Origin of the sequence: Mannheimia haemolytica, from assembly GCA_900638155.1 — a bacterium.
Classification (GTDB): domain Bacteria; phylum Pseudomonadota; class Gammaproteobacteria; order Enterobacterales; family Pasteurellaceae; genus Mannheimia; species Mannheimia glucosida.
Genome location: LR134495.1, coordinates 1,996,543 through 2,011,385, shown reverse-complemented (window position 1 = coordinate 2,011,385; position 14,843 = coordinate 1,996,543). Strand labels below are relative to the sequence as shown.

At 43.3% G+C, this 14,843-nt stretch carries 16 protein-coding genes and 1 tRNA gene; 4 read left to right on the top strand and 13 right to left on the bottom strand.

Annotated features, from left to right (window positions below; all coding sequences use genetic code 11):
• Positions 1 to 292: 292 nt before the first annotated feature.
• Together EL242_RS09855 and EL242_RS09850 are read right to left on the bottom strand one after the other, a co-directional pair.
• Entirely contained in the window at positions 293 to 1,030 is a 738-nt protein-coding gene (locus EL242_RS09855) for an ABC transporter ATP-binding protein (protein WP_126302444.1), read from the bottom strand.
• Positions 1,027 to 1,995, bottom strand: coding sequence for a FecCD family ABC transporter permease (locus tag EL242_RS09850; protein WP_126302443.1), 969 nt, complete (start codon positions 1,993 to 1,995; stop codon positions 1,027 to 1,029). Before EL242_RS09850 ends, EL242_RS09855 begins: the two co-directional genes overlap by 4 nt.
• Positions 1,996 to 2,175: 180 nt before the next feature.
• Here EL242_RS09850 and EL242_RS09845 point away from each other — a divergent pair, with 180 nt between their 5' ends.
• Positions 2,176 to 2,514 (top strand): type II toxin-antitoxin system RelE/ParE family toxin, encoded by a 339-nt coding sequence (locus EL242_RS09845; RefSeq protein ID WP_126302442.1) that lies wholly within the window; start codon positions 2,176 to 2,178, stop codon positions 2,512 to 2,514.
• A complete protein-coding gene (locus EL242_RS09840) occupies positions 2,495 to 2,818 on the top strand; it encodes an addiction module antidote protein (RefSeq protein ID WP_126302441.1) in 324 nt (107 codons plus the stop codon). The genes EL242_RS09845 and EL242_RS09840 overlap by 20 nt, the downstream gene beginning before the upstream one ends.
• Here EL242_RS09840 and EL242_RS09835 read toward each other — a convergent pair.
• Together EL242_RS09835 and EL242_RS09830 are read right to left on the bottom strand one after the other, a co-directional pair.
• On the bottom strand, positions 2,808 to 3,611 hold the full coding sequence (locus tag EL242_RS09835) for a helical backbone metal receptor (RefSeq protein WP_126302440.1): 804 nt from the start codon (positions 3,609 to 3,611) through the stop codon (positions 2,808 to 2,810). The two genes, EL242_RS09840 and EL242_RS09835, sit on opposite strands and share 11 nt — an antisense overlap.
• A gap of 77 nt (positions 3,612 to 3,688) precedes the next feature.
• Positions 3,689 to 5,560 carry a TonB-dependent receptor domain-containing protein gene (locus EL242_RS09830; protein ID WP_413463078.1) on the bottom strand — a complete coding sequence of 624 codons (1,872 nt, stop codon included), beginning with the start codon at positions 5,558 to 5,560 and terminating at the stop codon, positions 3,689 to 3,691.
• A gap of 263 nt (positions 5,561 to 5,823) precedes the next feature.
• On the opposite strand from EL242_RS09830, the gene metF reads away from it, so the two are divergent.
• The gene (gene metF / locus EL242_RS09825; RefSeq protein WP_126302438.1) at positions 5,824 to 6,717 is read left to right on the top strand and encodes a methylenetetrahydrofolate reductase; all 894 of its coding nucleotides are present in this window, start codon (positions 5,824 to 5,826) and stop codon (positions 6,715 to 6,717) included.
• 48 nt (positions 6,718 to 6,765) lie between these two features.
• Here metF and EL242_RS09820 read toward each other — a convergent pair whose 3' ends face one another.
• From EL242_RS09820 to clpP, 6 genes are all read right to left on the bottom strand, one after another.
• Positions 6,766 to 7,926 carry a hypothetical protein gene (locus EL242_RS09820; protein WP_126302437.1) on the bottom strand — a complete coding sequence of 387 codons (1,161 nt, stop codon included), beginning with the start codon at positions 7,924 to 7,926 and terminating at the stop codon, positions 6,766 to 6,768.
• A 57-nt stretch (positions 7,927 to 7,983) separates the two neighbouring features.
• Complete coding sequence (galE, locus tag EL242_RS09815; protein ID WP_126302436.1) at positions 7,984 to 9,000, bottom strand: UDP-glucose 4-epimerase GalE; 1,017 nt, start codon at positions 8,998 to 9,000, stop codon at positions 7,984 to 7,986.
• A gap of 87 nt (positions 9,001 to 9,087) precedes the next feature.
• On the bottom strand, positions 9,088 to 9,249 hold the full coding sequence (locus EL242_RS09810) for a Trm112 family protein (RefSeq protein ID WP_126302435.1): 162 nt from the start codon (positions 9,247 to 9,249) through the stop codon (positions 9,088 to 9,090).
• Positions 9,227 to 10,228 carry a tetraacyldisaccharide 4'-kinase gene (gene lpxK / locus EL242_RS09805; protein WP_126302750.1) on the bottom strand — a complete coding sequence of 334 codons (1,002 nt, stop codon included), beginning with the start codon at positions 10,226 to 10,228 and terminating at the stop codon, positions 9,227 to 9,229. The genes EL242_RS09810 and lpxK overlap by 23 nt, the downstream gene beginning before the upstream one ends.
• Positions 10,229 to 10,341: 113 nt before the next feature.
• Positions 10,342 to 11,589, bottom strand: a complete 1,248-nt coding sequence (clpX, locus tag EL242_RS09800) for an ATP-dependent protease ATP-binding subunit ClpX (RefSeq protein ID WP_126302434.1) — start codon at positions 11,587 to 11,589, stop codon at positions 10,342 to 10,344.
• Positions 11,589 to 12,182, bottom strand: coding sequence for an ATP-dependent Clp endopeptidase proteolytic subunit ClpP (gene clpP / locus EL242_RS09795; protein WP_006249054.1), 594 nt, complete (start codon positions 12,180 to 12,182; stop codon positions 11,589 to 11,591). Before clpP ends, clpX begins: the two co-directional genes overlap by 1 nt.
• A 111-nt stretch (positions 12,183 to 12,293) precedes the next feature.
• Here clpP and EL242_RS09790 point away from each other — a divergent pair, with 111 nt between their 5' ends.
• The gene (locus tag EL242_RS09790) at positions 12,294 to 12,671 is read left to right on the top strand and encodes a SufE family protein (RefSeq protein WP_126302433.1); all 378 of its coding nucleotides are present in this window, start codon (positions 12,294 to 12,296) and stop codon (positions 12,669 to 12,671) included.
• Between the two features lie 193 nt (positions 12,672 to 12,864).
• Here the strand turns inward: EL242_RS09790 and EL242_RS09785 are convergent.
• From EL242_RS09785 to trpD, 3 genes are all read right to left on the bottom strand, one after another.
• Positions 12,865 to 12,941 (bottom strand) — tRNA-Asp (locus EL242_RS09785).
• 88 nt (positions 12,942 to 13,029) lie between these two features.
• Positions 13,030 to 13,785: a class I SAM-dependent DNA methyltransferase gene (locus EL242_RS09780; RefSeq protein WP_126302432.1), complete on the bottom strand. Its 756-nt coding sequence runs from the start codon at positions 13,783 to 13,785 to the stop codon at positions 13,030 to 13,032.
• A 59-nt stretch (positions 13,786 to 13,844) separates the two neighbouring features.
• Complete coding sequence (gene trpD, locus EL242_RS09775; RefSeq protein WP_126302431.1) at positions 13,845 to 14,840, bottom strand: anthranilate phosphoribosyltransferase; 996 nt, start codon at positions 14,838 to 14,840, stop codon at positions 13,845 to 13,847.
• Positions 14,841 to 14,843: the final 3 nt, after the last annotated feature.

Here is a 14,843-nt window from a genome sequence, read left to right as displayed (position 1 = left end):
ATTACAAGTTTAGATAAAGCTGTTTGTAAATGTCAATTTAATGATAAACAAATTCTCTACTCCCAAAACTTTGCAAATTTCCCCGCAAAACTGACCGCTTGTTCCCCTCTATCCATTTACTACAACCAACTCCCTCTCCACCTCACTCAAAATCGGTTAAACAATCTGTTGAGGTAAATGTTGTGTCGGAATGGGATTTAATTTTAATGAAACTGAAAGAATCTCTGCCAAGTAAATTTCCCTAAAATTGGAAGTACACTTCCAATTTAACAATAAATCACCAAAACTGGAACTATACTTCCAATTTCTCAATCCCCCACATTTCCCTTTTCCCCCAATCCATTTCAGCTTTTACCCCAAACGCTGTTGCAATATTTTCGGCATTTAAGACCGCTTGTGTGTTGCCACTGGCGAGTAAATTGCCGTTTTTAAGCAGAATGATTTCATCACAAAACCGGTAGGCAAGGGGCAAGTGATGAATGACTACCACGCAGGTCTGCGCTGGCGTGAGGGCTTTGAGCTGCTGCATAATGTCGATTTGGTAGTAGGGGTCGAGGGCGGCAATCGGTTCATCGGCAAGCAAGATCGGGGCTTGTTTCATCAAGCAACGGGCGAGTTGCACTCGGGTCTGTTCACCGCCGGAAAGCTGTTGATAAGTGTTATCCAACAGGTGAGAAATCGCCAACTGTTCGGCAACCGAACGCACCTTTTGACGCTCTTGTTCAGGCGGAAGCGGTGCGGTCAAGCCGAGTGCAATCACATCATACACCGAAAGTTGCCACGCCACGTTGAGCTGTTGGGCGAGGTAGGCAAATTGTCGGCTCCGTTCAACGGCGGAAAGGGCGTGCAGTTTGCAATTTTCCAGCCAAATTTCACCGCTTGTCGGGCGCAAAATACCGGCAATCGCTTTGAGCAACGAGGATTTCCCTGCCCCGTTTGCGCCCATAATGCCGATCAATTTGCCTTTTGGCAGATGGCAAGAGAGGCGTTGAATACCGTGGGCAAGGGTGAGGTTTTCAATTTTTATCATTGTGCCAATCTCCGTTGCTGGGTGAGTAAAATCCAAATCAGAAAAGGTACGCCCAAAATCGCCGTCAGCGTGCCGATGTAAATTCGGGCAAAAAACGGCACATATTGCACCGCCAGATCTGCAATCAGCAGTAACAACGCCCCAATTAACGCGGAGGTGAGGTAAAGCTGAGACGGCGGTTTTTTCAGCCAAATACGGGCAAGATGAGGAGCGATCAAGCCGATAAAGCCGATAGTGCCGGTTTGTGGAATAGTTGCCCCGACCAACAACGCCACGCCAACGCTAACGGTAAAAAAACTGCGTTGCAGGTTGATGCCCATTGTTGCAGCGGTCTCTTCGCCGAAGGTGAGCAGGTCGAGATAACGCCGTTCCCGATAGAGGCAGACAATGCCGAGCAAGATCAAGGGTAACGCCCAATATACTGCCTCTGCGGTTGCCCAGACTAATGAGCCTTGTAACCAGCGGTAGAGTTCCGCCAACGCCCACGGGCTTTCGGCATTGGAAAGCAGTAAAGTCACCCCCGCCCCGAGCAACACGTTTACCGCCACGCCACTTAAAATCATCATTGTTGTGCCGTAGCGAAAGCTAATCAGCCACACCAGCAAAAACGCCCCCAACGCCCCTGCCACCCCGCCAAACAGTAGCCAGCCCATCGGGGCTGAAAAATAGTAGAGCAGAAACACGCTCACCGCCGTTGCCCCCGAACTGCTCCCAAGCAAACCGGGGCTGGCAAGCGGATTTTGAAACACGCCCTGCATCGCATTGCCGGCAAGCGCAAGGCTGGCGCCCGTCAGCACCGCCAAGCCGATACGGGGCAGTCGAATTTCACCCAGCACCAGCCAGCGCAGATCGCTTAGCACGCCTTCGGCATTTTTTAGCAAGGCAAAATCGCTCAGTTGGTAAAAGGCTGCGCTGGTAACAATCAGCAACAACAAACTTCCAAGCACAATGTTTAATTTCTTCATTCTTTTTTCTCTCATCAAACGTGCAGATTATACCATAGCGCCAAAGTCAAGCTGAAAACGCTATTTTTGCGATCACCATCGAAAAACTAGCGTTTGCCGAATGTAACCCACGACAGGCTTTGCTATATTCCTTCAATCAGCCTAAGTTTTGTATTTAAAACATTACAGATTGGAGGTAGAATGTACCATATTGAACGCACTGAAATTTTCGACCAATGGCTTGAAAATTTAAAAGATCCACTTGCTGTGGTGACCATTGCAAGACGTATTGAACGTGCCGAAAGCGGAAATTTTGGCGATACCAAATATATCGCAGAAGGAATTTCCGAAATGAGGCTAAACGTCAGCAAAGGTTATCGCCTTTACTATGCGCAAAAAGGTAGCATTATTTATATACTACTAAATGGCGGACATAAAGGAACACAACAAGCTGATATTGATAAAGCTAAAATGCTATGGGCAGAAATTAAACAGCATATGGCAGAACAGGAGAAAAAGAATGAACGAATTATACGATGACCCGATTCCACAAGCCACTCGTGAAAAATTTGGCATTCAACCTTTTGATGCCGCCGAATACCTCACCAATGACGAGCTAATCGCCCTTTATTTGGCGGAAACATTGAAAGACGGCACGGACGAGGAGTTTATTCAAGCATTGAATACCGTGGCACGAGCGAAAGGAATGAATGAGTTAGCGAAAAAAGCAGGGATCGGGCGTGAAAGTTTGTATCAAAGCCTTTCCAGCAGTAAGCCCCGTTTTGAGACGATCCGCAAAATTATTAGCGCACTAAATTTGGAATTGTCGGTCGTTAAGGCGTAGCCGTGTGCCTTAATTGTTGCTCTACCAATTTCACCCCCTGCCAAACCCCGTGGTCGAAACAATAGGTGTATTTCATCGACAGGACAAGCGGTGGATTTTGGCTCATTTTTTGCCATATTTTTTGTAATGCAGGGTGTTTGAGCAGTTCGGCTTGGTTGTTGTAGCTTTGGTTATCGGTGAGGAACAATAACTGTTTGGGTTGGGCTAACAGTAGTTTTTCCAGCGAGAAATTCTGTGGCGTGAGGTCGCTTTTTAATGGCGATAGACCGAGAAGATCCAACAACGTTTGATATTGCGGAAAATGCGGTTCGATCATACCCGTTTCGCTTAGAATTAAAGTTTCAGCAAGCGGTTGTTTTGGCGGAATTTTTTGCAAACGCAGACGTTCCACCAGCTTTTCCGCTTTGGCTTGATTTTGGGTTAGCTCGCCCAGTTGTAAAATCAGGGCGAAAAGCTGTTCGGGCGTTTGTGGGCTGTCGTTTAATGCGACTAACTTAAAGCCAAGCTGTTTCAGACGTGCAGTGAGTTGTGGGTAGAAAGTTTCATTCAGCAAAATGGTGCTGTCTGCATAGGGCAACAGTGCAGTGAGTTCAGCTTCAACGGTGGGCTTGTCCGTGTTCAGTTTATCTAACATCATCAACGGCTTTTGGGAATAGGGCGACATCGCCCGAATTTGATGCGGTTCGGCAAGTTCCAGCAACAGGCGGTCGCTACACAAATTGAGCGAAACGAATTGTTCGGCTTGTGCGGTTTGAGAAATAACGAGTGAGAATAAAAATAGGATCTTATACATAAATGTAGGGTGCGTTTGCCAACGCACCATACGATCAAATAAAGTGGTAAAGGTGCGTTTGCAAACGCACCCTACGATTAGAATGAACCTTTTAAGCCAACGTAAATGTTGCGCCCATCTTGTCCGTAGCCCAATACATTTTCGTATTTTTTATTAAACAGATTATTTAAATTAACATAAACGTTTAACTGTTTATTGAGCTGATAATTAACCCCTAAATTCACCAAGGTATATGAAGGCATTTTTACTCGAGATGGGAATGAGCTATCAACGCGTTTCCCCACATAAGAGAGTGAGGCAGATGAACCGAATGACTCAGTGATCTGGTAGTTCAATCCTGCATTTGCAACGTGTTTTGGTCGGCGTAGCAGCTCTTTTTGTGCGCTATCTTTGGTTCGAGTAAAGGTGTAGTTTGCAAAGCTGGTGAGTTTTTCACTCCATTTACCTTGATATGCCAATTCTACCCCTTTGATACGAGATTTATCTTCCAAGTTGATAGATTGGTAATTTGCACATTGCAGATAATCTCCCCAAGGAGAGCTGACCATTTGGCAATTATTGCCTTTGGAACTGAACAAATCGTTTACTACTCGAGCAAAGTAGGTTACATCCAAGCTGTGTTTTTTATCCGTACTTTCAATTAGCAAGCCAAGATCGCCACCACGGCTTTTTTCTGCTTTGAGATTTGGGTTGCCAACATAGCTTGCGTCCCAACCATATAAATCGGTGATGCTTGGATTTTTAATGGCTTTACCAAGGCTTGCGTGTAAGCGGAAATTTGGTGATAAACGGTAAGCTCCAGAAATACGCCCAGTGACAGCATCTTTAAACTGTGAATTATCGGTATAACGACCACTAATAGAGAAACTGTGATCTTGTTCGGTAAATAAGCGATATTCTAGTGCCGCACTTTTTTCGGATAAGGTTTTTTCACGCAAATATTTATCAGAGGTATAGCGTGTTTTTGCATAATCTGTCAGTAAACTGACCGCTTGTGTCACTTCGCCATCACGGTCAAAGTTTACATCTAATTGATAATTCGCATTAAGTTGTTTTTCGTTGCTGTAGCGAGCATTTGAACCGAAATGCGTTGCTTTACTATTGAATTGGCTGATATTTGCTTGGTGTTTCAGCAGCTCTTGTTCATTTCCCCAATAACCGCCTAATTTAAAAGTTTGATTGCGAGTACGGGAATATTCACCGCTAATGTCTGAATTATAACCATCAATATGAACGGTTTGGGAAGATTGAGCTGCAAGAACTTCAACACCTTTGTTACCTACGTCATAGCCTAAACGTAAAGATCCGTTATCACGATGAAAGCCATCTCGTTCGCTTGCACCACCGGTTTTCACTTCTGAGCCTGTTTCTGTGGTATAGCTGAAAGTGTTTTTGCTCAGTGCAGAAATACCCTTGGTACGATGGCTATCACCGTGTAAGGCATAGTAGAAACCGTTGTGAAATCCGGAAAGTGTTGTGCTGGCATCACGGGTATTATTTGAGCCTAAACCAAGATCGACCTCCGCATTGAATGGTTTCTCTTTGTATAAACCCCTTTTGGTGGTGATATAAACTACACCGCCCATAGCACTGCTTCCCCAAAGGGCGGATTGCTCGCCACGCAACATTTCGATACGTTCGATATTGCTAATCGGTAAGCCACCAAAATCGAAATTTCCAATATTAATCGGATTGACTTTTACACCGTCAATCACAACCGCAGTATGGCGAGATTCTGCCCCTCGTAAAAATAAGCTAGTAAGAGTACCACGCCCACCTTGTTGCCCAATCGCCACGCCCGGTACGGTCTTTAACACATCACTCACATAAGTGGCATTGCGTTCGGAAAAATCTTTTTCAGTAAGAACCGTCACGCTGGAAGCGGTTTTGTCTTGGTTGATCGGGGTTGCATAGGCGGAATAGACTGTTACGGAGTCAAGCTGAGTCATCTCATTTTGTGCAAAAGCTGTACTTGCTAGTGCAATAGAAATGGCGGTAGTAATTAGATTTTTTTTCATTATTATCTCCTTAGGAATTATTTTTTAGAGGAATTATACAATAATAAAATAAATATATAATAGGCGAAAATATGAAAATTTTTAATATTTATTTGAAGGATTAACATAATAGAATGCCTTAATTTTGTTGTTTTTTTAGCTTTGTTTGTTAGAATTTAAGCAATCTTCTAAATTATAAAAACAGGAATTTATCTATGAATTATGCAACCCAAATTGATGCCCTTAATCAGCATATTGCTGATATTGATCGAAAAATTAATGTCTCTTTTGAGTTTTTCCCGCCTAAGAATGAAAAAATGGAAACAATACTGTGGGATTCTATTGATCGCCTAAGTCCGTTAAAACCGAAATTTGTTTCGGTAACTTATGGGGCAAATTCTGGTGAGCGAGATCGTACACACAGTATTGTGAAATCGATCCAAGAAAAAACAGGAATCATATCAGCTCCGCACTTAACAGGCATTGATGCAACACCGGAAGAATTAAAGGTAATTGCCAAAGATTATTGGGATAGTGGTATTCGCCGAATTGTTGCTTTGCGTGGCGATATACCGAAAGGTTATGATAAAGCACTATTTTACGCCTCAGATTTAGTGGCTTTATTAAAATCGGTAGCAGATTTTGATATTTCTGTGGCTGCCTACCCTGAAGTTCACCCTGAAGCAAAATCAGCACAGGCAGATTTACTTAACTTGAAACGTAAAATCGATGCGGGTGCAAACCACGTTATTACGCAATTCTTTTTTGATGTAGAGAGCTATTTACGTTTTCGTGACCGTTGTGTTTCGATTGGCATTGATTGTGAAATTGTGCCGGGTATTTTGCCGGTAACAAACTTTAAGCAGCTGCAAAAGATGGCAGCAGTGACTAATGTTAAGATCCCGACTTGGATGGGCAAAATGTACGAAGGGTTAGATGATGATCAAACCACCAGAAACTTAGTTGCAGCAAGTATTGCAATGGATATGGTGAAAGTGCTTTCTCGTGAAGGGGTGAATGATTTCCACTTCTATACCTTAAATCGCAGTGAACTCACTTATGCAATGTGCCACACTTTAGGGGTAAGACCTGATTTAACGACTGCATAATCGAACATTAAGGCGGTATAGCTAAATGAGCTGTACCGCCTTATAGTTTTATTTCTCTTCAGCCACCCAAATTTCCCCATTTTTTAATAATAAATAGGCTTTGTTAGCATAGGCTTTAGTTTGCTTGATTTCAGCCGGTAGAGTAGTTGGTAATTCGCTAATTTGACCTGTTTTATCCAGCACAACAACTTGTTGGTAGCCGGCTTTCGGTATAATCGCAAAATGGTCTGTTGCAGCGGCTAAATTGGTTTCATAATCGCCATAGCGGTGGTTGCTTAAGCCGGAGGTGATAAAACGTTCGGTTAAAAGGTTTCCTTTGAGGCTGTATTCAACCAAATTGCCTTTTAAATGGGGCATTTGGATTGCATAGAGCTTTTGGTTAAAGCTAAATGGCGATTGCCAACGGTTAGTCGGCAGTGGCTCACTTTCGGCTTCTATTGATAATTTTCTGTCTTTAACGCCAATCACAACAGTGCTGGCTCCATTACCATCGCCAGAGATAACAGAAATAAGTTTGGTTTTTCCATTTTCCGTTAAAGTTGCCAAACGATTTGCCTCAAAAATTCGCCCTTGTTGGGTAAGTTTTTCTGCTAAGGGTTTCATCGTATGGCGTTCTAGGAATTGAATTTCGCCTGCTTCTACATCATCGCCTAACACACCGTGTTGATAGGTAGTATCATCAGGCTTTGCCAATACAGCAATATGCCCTTGTTTAGACGTTTCGGCATCAAAATCAATTTGCAGAGGGTGAGCATCAGGTAACACCTCGGTTTCTGCGGTGGCCGTGATAGTGGCTTGGCTTCCTTGCGTTTCAATTCTGGCTAACTTAAATTGTCCGTTTTGTTTGGTTACGGCAATGGTGGCAAAATTAAGGGCGGTCATTGTAGCTTTCGGGGCAAGGGGAATGTTGGAGGTATAGATTTTATCAGCCGTCCACAGCATAAAATGCCCGTTTTGATCTGCTAACGCAATTCGTTGGTATTGAGCTTTAGGTTCAATCTCGGTGGATACACCATCTGCCAGTTTTTGAGCTTGTTGCGTGACACTCCATAATTGTTTTTGCTGGTTAATCACCACTAATTCGCCTTGTTCTGAAAGGTCAAATTGGCTTACTTTACCAATTTGGGTAAGTGGGAGTGGGGAAAGCTGAACATCAGCAAACAGTGAAGCGGAGAACAAGCTTAAGATTAACAGAATAGATTTTTTCATTAGCGTTACCTAAAAAAGATTCAAATGATAAAGGGAGATGCTATCTCCCTTTATGCTTTAGCCTTTATAACCGTTCGGGTTATTTTTTTGCCAATTCCAAGTGTCTTTCATCATTTGTTCTAGCCCACGCTCAGTTTTCCAACCAAGTTGCTCTAACGCTTTTTGTGGAGCGGAGTAGCAAACGGCAATATCGCCCGGGCGGCGATCTACCACTTTGTATGGAATGGTAATACCGTTTGCGACTTCAAAGGCTTTTACCATATCTAACACCGAATAACCTGTCCCTGTGCCTAAATTGTAAACGTGGAAACCGGCATCATTTTGGTGCTTGTCTAAGGCTTTTAAGTGTCCGATAGCTAAATCTACCACGTGGATATAATCACGCACGCCTGTGCCATCGTGAGTATTATAATCGCCACCAAACACTGATAATTGAGGCAATTTGCCTACTGCCACTTGGCTGATAAACGGCATTAAGTTATTTGGGATACCGTTCGGATCTTCACCAATTAAACCGCTTTCGTGAGCCCCCACCGGGTTGAAGTAACGCAATACCACCGCACTTAATTGTGGGAAGGCTTTAACGGTATCTTCAAGAATACGTTCAACCATATATTTAGATGTGCCGTAAGGGTTGGTTGTACCACCGACAGGGCAAGATTCCACAATCGGGATAATCTGCGGATCACCATAAACGGTCGCCGATGAACTAAACACAATAGTATTCACATTGGCTTTTAGCATCTCTTCTACTAACACAATCGAGCCGGTTACATTGTTTTGATAGTAACGTAGCGGCTCTCTGACACTTTCGCCTACCGCTTTTAAGCCGGCAAAGTGAATTACTGATTCAATCTGATTTTCTGCAAAAATCTTGCGTAAAATATCACGATCTAAAATATCGCCTTGGTAGAATTTTACGCTTTTGCCGGTGATCTGCTTCACACGCTCAAGTGATACTTCAGAGGAATTAGAAAGATTATCTAACACCACGATTTCACGATTTTCGTTTAATAATTCAACTAATGTATGTGAACCGATGTAGCCTGCACCACCTGTAACTAAAATTGCCATTTTATGTTCCTCTATAAAATTAATACGAACCAAGGTTATTGTTGCTATTTTACCCGATTTAATCAGGCTTGCTAATATTTATTCAGTTTATAATGCCACTCCGGCTTCCGGCAGTAATTCTGGAATGCCGTTTTTAATCGGATAAGCAATTTTGAGCTTAGGGTTAATTAATCGGTTGTTCTCTTTGTCCCATTCTAATTTTTCATTAGAGACAGGGCAGACGAGGTTATTGAGTAGTGTTTCGTTCATCTTCTTTTCCTAGTTTTTGTAGAATCGGGGCTAATAAACAAGCGGTCGATTTTTCTGAAAATGTTGCAGAAACCGGTACATACCACCAATTTGGCTGTGCAAAATCGTGGCATTTTACCGCATCTTTCTCGGTCATTAATAACGGCGTTTGGCTATCAGCAAATTGAGCCAGCTGAGCCTTATCAAAGGCTTGATGATCGGCAAAGCCTTGAGTTTTGGCAAGCGGAATGCCTAATTTTTCTAACATCGTAAAAAAGCGTGGTGGGTGACCGATACCGGCAATCGCCACACAGGGTTGGGTAAATTCGCTTAATGGCTTGCGTTGATTGGTGACTAAATTAATTGCATCAGACGGTTCAAGCGTCATTAAATGCTCGTTAGCTTGCGGTGTGCCGCCGTTGCAAATAACCGCTTGTACAGAATCTAAACGGCTTGGTAATTCACGCAATCCGCCTGCCGGCAGCACAAAGCCGTTACCGAAACGTCTTACGCCATCAACCACCACCCATTCCATATCTCGCTGTAGGGCATAGTGTTGCAAGCCATCATCGGTGATGATGATGTCCGGCTCAAACTGACTTAATAGTAATTCAATGCTTTGTTGGCGGTTTGGCGAAATAGCCAAAGGCACATTGGTTCGCTGAACAATCAACACAGGTTCATCGCCGACCATTTCCGCCGAGCTGGTTTGAGTGACTAATTGTGGAAAAGTTTTCGCTTTACCGCCATAGCCTCGGGAAATCACACCTACTTTCACGCCACGCTGTTGCAATTGCTCTACCAGCCAAACCACCACTGGCGTTTTTCCGTTGCCCCCAACTGAAATATTACCGACTACCAACACAGGCACAGGCGAGCGGTACGATTGCAAAATATTCAGAGAATACAACCGCTTGCGAGCTTGACTAATCAGCCAAAATAGCAACGAAAGCGGCGAAAGCAGCCAAGTGATAAGGGATTTTGTTTGCCAGATTTTCATTTTATCGCCCATTTTATCGCTCATTTTATCGCTCATTAATTTGAGCGATAAATTCACTAAGTTATCAAAAAGGTGCGTTTTTTTACGCACCTTTTAATAAATAATGAGGTGGGTCACTCCACCTTCGGCTTATCGCCGTTTTCAACACAACCTTTGCCGATGGTCACTTTTTTCGCATTGAGGGTTGGGAGATCGTACATTGTGTCAAGGAGTAAGTTTTCGACAATAGAACGTAACCCGCGTGCCCCGGTTTTGCGGCTAATCGCTTTTTGGGCAATTGAAATTAATGCGTCTTTGGTGAAGTGCAATTCAACGCCTTCCATTTCGAATAAGGCTTGATATTGCTTGATGATTGCATTTTTCGGCTCGGTTAAGATTTGAATCAGAGCTTCTTCGTCCAACTCTTGCAGCGGAGTCACTACCGGTAAACGCCCGATTAATTCAGGAATTAAGCCGAATTTGACTAAATCTTCCGGTTCAACTTGTTTGAATAGCTCGGTTAAATCTTGGCGATCTTTATCTTTTTTCAATGCTGCAGCAAAACCGATACCACCTTGAGTGTTGGTACGGGCTTCCACGATTTTATCTAAACCGGCAAAAGCACCGCCGCAAATAAAGAGAATTTTAGAGGTGTCCACCGGAATGGTTTCGCCTTTCGGGTGTTTGCGACCGCCTTGTGGGTTAATGTTCGCCACCGTGCCTTCTAATAGTTTCAATAATGCCTGTTGAACGCCTTCACCCGATACATCACGGGTAATGGAGGCACTTTCCGATTTACGGGTGATTTTGTCGATTTCATCAATAAAAACAATGCCTCGTTCCGCTTGTTCTGCTTCAAAATCGCATTTCATCAATAATTTTTGAATCACATTTTCGACATCTTCTCCCACATAGCCTGCTTGGGTAAGGGTAGTAGCATCAGCCACTGCAAAAGGCACGTTTAAACGGCGGGCAAGGGTTTCCGCCAACAAGGTTTTACCGCTACCGGTCGGCCCGATTAATAAAATGTTACTTTTGCCTAGCTCTACACCGTTAGTGGCTTGATGGTTTGACAATGCACTTCTTAAGCGTTTGTAATGATTGTAAACGGCGACCGAAAGCACTTTTTTAGCGTGTTTCTGACCGATGACATAATCGTCTAAATGAGCGTGTAATTCGTGTGGTGTCGGTACATTGGTGAAAAAGCTGCCTTCATCATCTTGGTTTTCATCAATTAACGGCTCTTCCTCACCGTGTAATAAGGCGTAGGATTCCTCGATACATTCATTACAAATATAGCCTTCCGTGCCTTCGACTAATTGATCGACTTCGGTTCGTTTTTTACCGCAAAAACTACAGTGGGGTTCTTTTTCAAATGCCATTACGCCACCTCACTGCGAGAAGTTAATACTTTGTCGATTAAGCCATACTCAGCGGCTTCTTCCGCAGACATAAAATTATCACGCTCGGTATCGGCTAACACTTTTTCATAGCTCTGACCGCTGTGTTCTGCCATACGGCGGGTAAGGGTAGCTTTCAAGCGTAAAATTTCTTCCGCTTGAATTTGAATATCGGTTGCTTGACCTCTCGCTCCACCTAAAGGCTGGTGAATCATAATGCGTGCGTGCGGGAGTGCAAAACGCTTGCCTTTTGCCCCGGCTGAAAGCAAAAATGCACCCATTGAAGCTGCTTGCCCGGTGCAAAGGGTTGCTACATCCGGCTTGATGAAATTCATTGTATCGTAAATTGCCAAGCCTGCCGTTACTACACCGCCCGGTGAGTTAATGTATAAATAGATGTCTTTTTCCGGATCTTCGGCTTCTAAAAACAGAAGTTGTGCCACAATCAGGTTTGCCATATTGTCTTCCACCTGACCGTTTAAAAAAATAATACGCTCTTTTAATAAACGTGAATAAATGTCGTAAGAACGTTCGCCTTTTGAGGTCTGTTCCACCACCATTGGGACTAATGCCATTTTGTTTTCCTCTGTCGTAATACAAAATCTCGCTATTCTAGCAAATTTTCAGAAAATCATTAACAACAAGCGGTCAGATTGTTAAAATCTTTTGCAAATGATGAGGAAATTATGACATTAACAGAAATTTACCAAAAATTTGAACGTTGTAAATCGTGGGAAGAAAGATACCGCTTGTTAATTCAGCTAAGTCGCTTGTTACCAAAACCAAGTGAGCAAGAGTTGGCACAAATAGCGGAAATTGAGGGCTGTGAAAGCCGTTTATGGTTTGAATTTCAAGCTGAGCCACGAAAAGTAGTGGCATATAGCGATGCCCGTTTAATGCAGGGGATTTTATTTGTAGTGAGCGTAGCTTTAACCGAAAAAACGTCAGAAGAGCTGAAAGCCTTTGACTTAAAAACGATTTTTGATGAGCTAAAAATTTCACAAAATTTAACCAGCACAAGGTTAAATGGGTTGGGGCAAATTAAGCAGTTAATTTGGAAGTAATGTTAATAAATACTCTTAATTTCCCCTCTTTAGCAAAGAGGGGTTAGGGGAGATTTGGCAGAAATTATTTTACGCTCATACGAAATTTGGACATCGTATCAAATCTCCCCCAGCCCCTCTTTTCTAAAGAGGGGGCTAGAATAGTATTTTTAAAAGCAAAAAAGCCTCTGATTTCTCAGAGGCTTAAATTTGTTGGCGGAACGGACGGGACTCGAACCCGCGACCCCCTGCGTGACAGGCAGGTATTCTAACCAGCTGAACTACCGCTCCGTACTGGTGTTAAAATAATAGTGGTTTCCTTAACATTGAGCAAATAGTTTTTGCAAAATAGCGTTTGATTGGTTGTAAAATAACCACTTTATTTCTGCTTGATCGCCTTGATAAACAGCAACGGCGGGCGGTGCTGTAAATCTTTAAATTCATTGTGCCACTGGGGTTGGTCTGCCAGCATTGGTTCTTCCATTTGCACAACCTCAAATCCGCCTTGAATGAGGTTATTCACAATGGTTGCTATTGTGCGGTGGTAGGTTTTAAAGGGTTGTTGAAACCAACTTCTGTCCCGTTCGCCCTCTTCCCGATAATAGTTCAAGCGGTAAGCAACTTGTTGTTTTTCTTGGTTTTTCTCCCAACGATAGCCTTCTCGGTAACATGTGACAATCGGGTGTTCTTGCGAGAAAATCAGCGTGCCACAAGCAGTCATTTTTTGCGAAATTTTTGCAAGGAGTGAGGCAAAATCCTCAATATAGTGAAAGGCAAAAGAGCTGGTCACAACATCAAAATCGCTCTCTTGAATTTCATCTAAACGTTCCATCGGCAAGCAGTAGAGTGAGAATTTTTCGTCTTTTTGCCAATTAATAGAGAGTGTGGTTTCCGCTTGCTGCAACATTAATTCAGATAAATCCAACCCGACCACTTTTTCTGCACCGAGCGTTAAATAATGGGCTAAATGAACCCCTGTGCCACAACCTAAATCCAACACTTTTTTGCCGTTTAAGTCTGGTAGCAGAGAGAACATTGTCGGCTTTTCCACCACTTCATTCATACTGATTGGATTTTGACGAAGTTGTTGGTAACGCTCAAAGAAAATCGGGGTGTCGTAAATGCTTTTTTTCACTTAATAGCCTTTAAACAAATATAAAATAAGGCGGGTTAAAACCCGCCACTACGATATGATTAGTAAGTCGATAATTTTCGCAAAGTTTCTAACGCTTTTCCACTCTCAAGCGTTTCTTTTACTTTTTGCACATTGGCTTTTAAATCATCTTCTCCAAAGGTTTTCATTAATAATGCGACATTTGCTGCCACCGCATCAATATGAGCCAGTTTACCTTTTCCTTGTAAAATAGAGGTTACTTTTTCGGCATTTTCTGCAGGTTCACCGCCTTTGAGATCTTCTAACGAATGGCGTTCAATGCCGAAATCTTCCGGCGTTAAGGTGTAGTATTCAATCTGCCCGTTTTTGATTTCCGCAACCTGCGTTTCGCCGTGAACCGCAACTTCATCTAAGCCGGCTCCGTGTACCACAATAGTGTGTTCGTAACCTAAGGCTTTTACGGTTTCGGCATAGACTTTCACTAACTCAGGAGAATACACACCGAGTAATTGGCGTTTAGCGTGAGCCGGGTTTACTAAAGGCCCTAAAATATTGAAAATCGTGCGGGTTTTTAGCGCTTGGCGAACCGGAGCGGCATATTTGAATCCGCTGTGGTAAGTGGGGGCAAACAAAAAGCAAATGCCAGTGACATCGAGGGCTTGGCGTGCGGTTTCAGGCGAAACGGCGACATTAATGCCTAGATGGGTTAATACATCGCTCGAGCCGGTTTTGCTTGATACACTGCGGTTGCCGTGTTTGGCAATTTTATAGCCCATTGTGGCGGCAACTATCGCACTTGTGGTAGAAATGTTGATGGTATTATGCCCATCGCCACCTGTGCCGACAATATCCGCAAAAGGGTAATCAGGCGTTGGGAACGGATTGGCATTTTCTAGTGCAGCGTTGGCTGCTCCTGCAATTTCTGCCACCGTTTCGCCACGCAGTTTTAGGGCAATCAGGGCGGCAGCCAGTTGTTCATTCGACATATTGCCTTTTATCACTTCACTAAAAAAACGGTGAGATTCCGTTTGGGTTAGGGCTTGGTTTGCAAATAATTTATCGAATAGTGCTTGCATAGT

What these genes read in the sequence shown, in the direction of transcription:
- EL242_RS09855 (WP_126302444.1), bottom strand. Translation starts at nt 1,030, where the DNA reads ATGATAAAAATTGAAAACCTCACCCTTGCCCACGGTATTCAACGCCTC.
- EL242_RS09850 (WP_126302443.1), bottom strand. Translation starts at nt 1,995, where the DNA reads ATGAAGAAATTAAACATTGTGCTTGGAAGTTTGTTGTTGCTGATTGTT.
- EL242_RS09845 (WP_126302442.1), top strand. Translation starts at nt 2,176, where the DNA reads ATGTACCATATTGAACGCACTGAAATTTTCGACCAATGGCTTGAAAAT.
- EL242_RS09840 (WP_126302441.1), top strand. Translation starts at nt 2,495, where the DNA reads ATGAACGAATTATACGATGACCCGATTCCACAAGCCACTCGTGAAAAA.
- EL242_RS09835 (WP_126302440.1), bottom strand. Translation starts at nt 3,611, where the DNA reads ATGTATAAGATCCTATTTTTATTCTCACTCGTTATTTCTCAAACCGCA.
- EL242_RS09830 (WP_413463078.1), bottom strand. Translation starts at nt 5,560, where the DNA reads ATGACTCAGCTTGACTCCGTAACAGTCTATTCCGCCTATGCAACCCCG.
- metF (WP_126302438.1), top strand. Translation starts at nt 5,824, where the DNA reads ATGAATTATGCAACCCAAATTGATGCCCTTAATCAGCATATTGCTGAT.
- EL242_RS09820 (WP_126302437.1), bottom strand. Translation starts at nt 7,926, where the DNA reads ATGAAAAAATCTATTCTGTTAATCTTAAGCTTGTTCTCCGCTTCACTG.
- galE (WP_126302436.1), bottom strand. Translation starts at nt 9,000, where the DNA reads ATGGCAATTTTAGTTACAGGTGGTGCAGGCTACATCGGTTCACATACA.
- EL242_RS09810 (WP_126302435.1), bottom strand. Translation starts at nt 9,249, where the DNA reads ATGAACGAAACACTACTCAATAACCTCGTCTGCCCTGTCTCTAATGAA.
- lpxK (WP_126302750.1), bottom strand. Translation starts at nt 10,228, where the DNA reads ATGAAAATCTGGCAAACAAAATCCCTTATCACTTGGCTGCTTTCGCCG.
- clpX (WP_126302434.1), bottom strand. Translation starts at nt 11,589, where the DNA reads ATGGCATTTGAAAAAGAACCCCACTGTAGTTTTTGCGGTAAAAAACGA.
- clpP (WP_006249054.1), bottom strand. Translation starts at nt 12,182, where the DNA reads ATGGCATTAGTCCCAATGGTGGTGGAACAGACCTCAAAAGGCGAACGT.
- EL242_RS09790 (WP_126302433.1), top strand. Translation starts at nt 12,294, where the DNA reads ATGACATTAACAGAAATTTACCAAAAATTTGAACGTTGTAAATCGTGG.
- trpD (WP_126302431.1), bottom strand. Translation starts at nt 14,840, where the DNA reads ATGCAAGCACTATTCGATAAATTATTTGCAAACCAAGCCCTAACCCAA.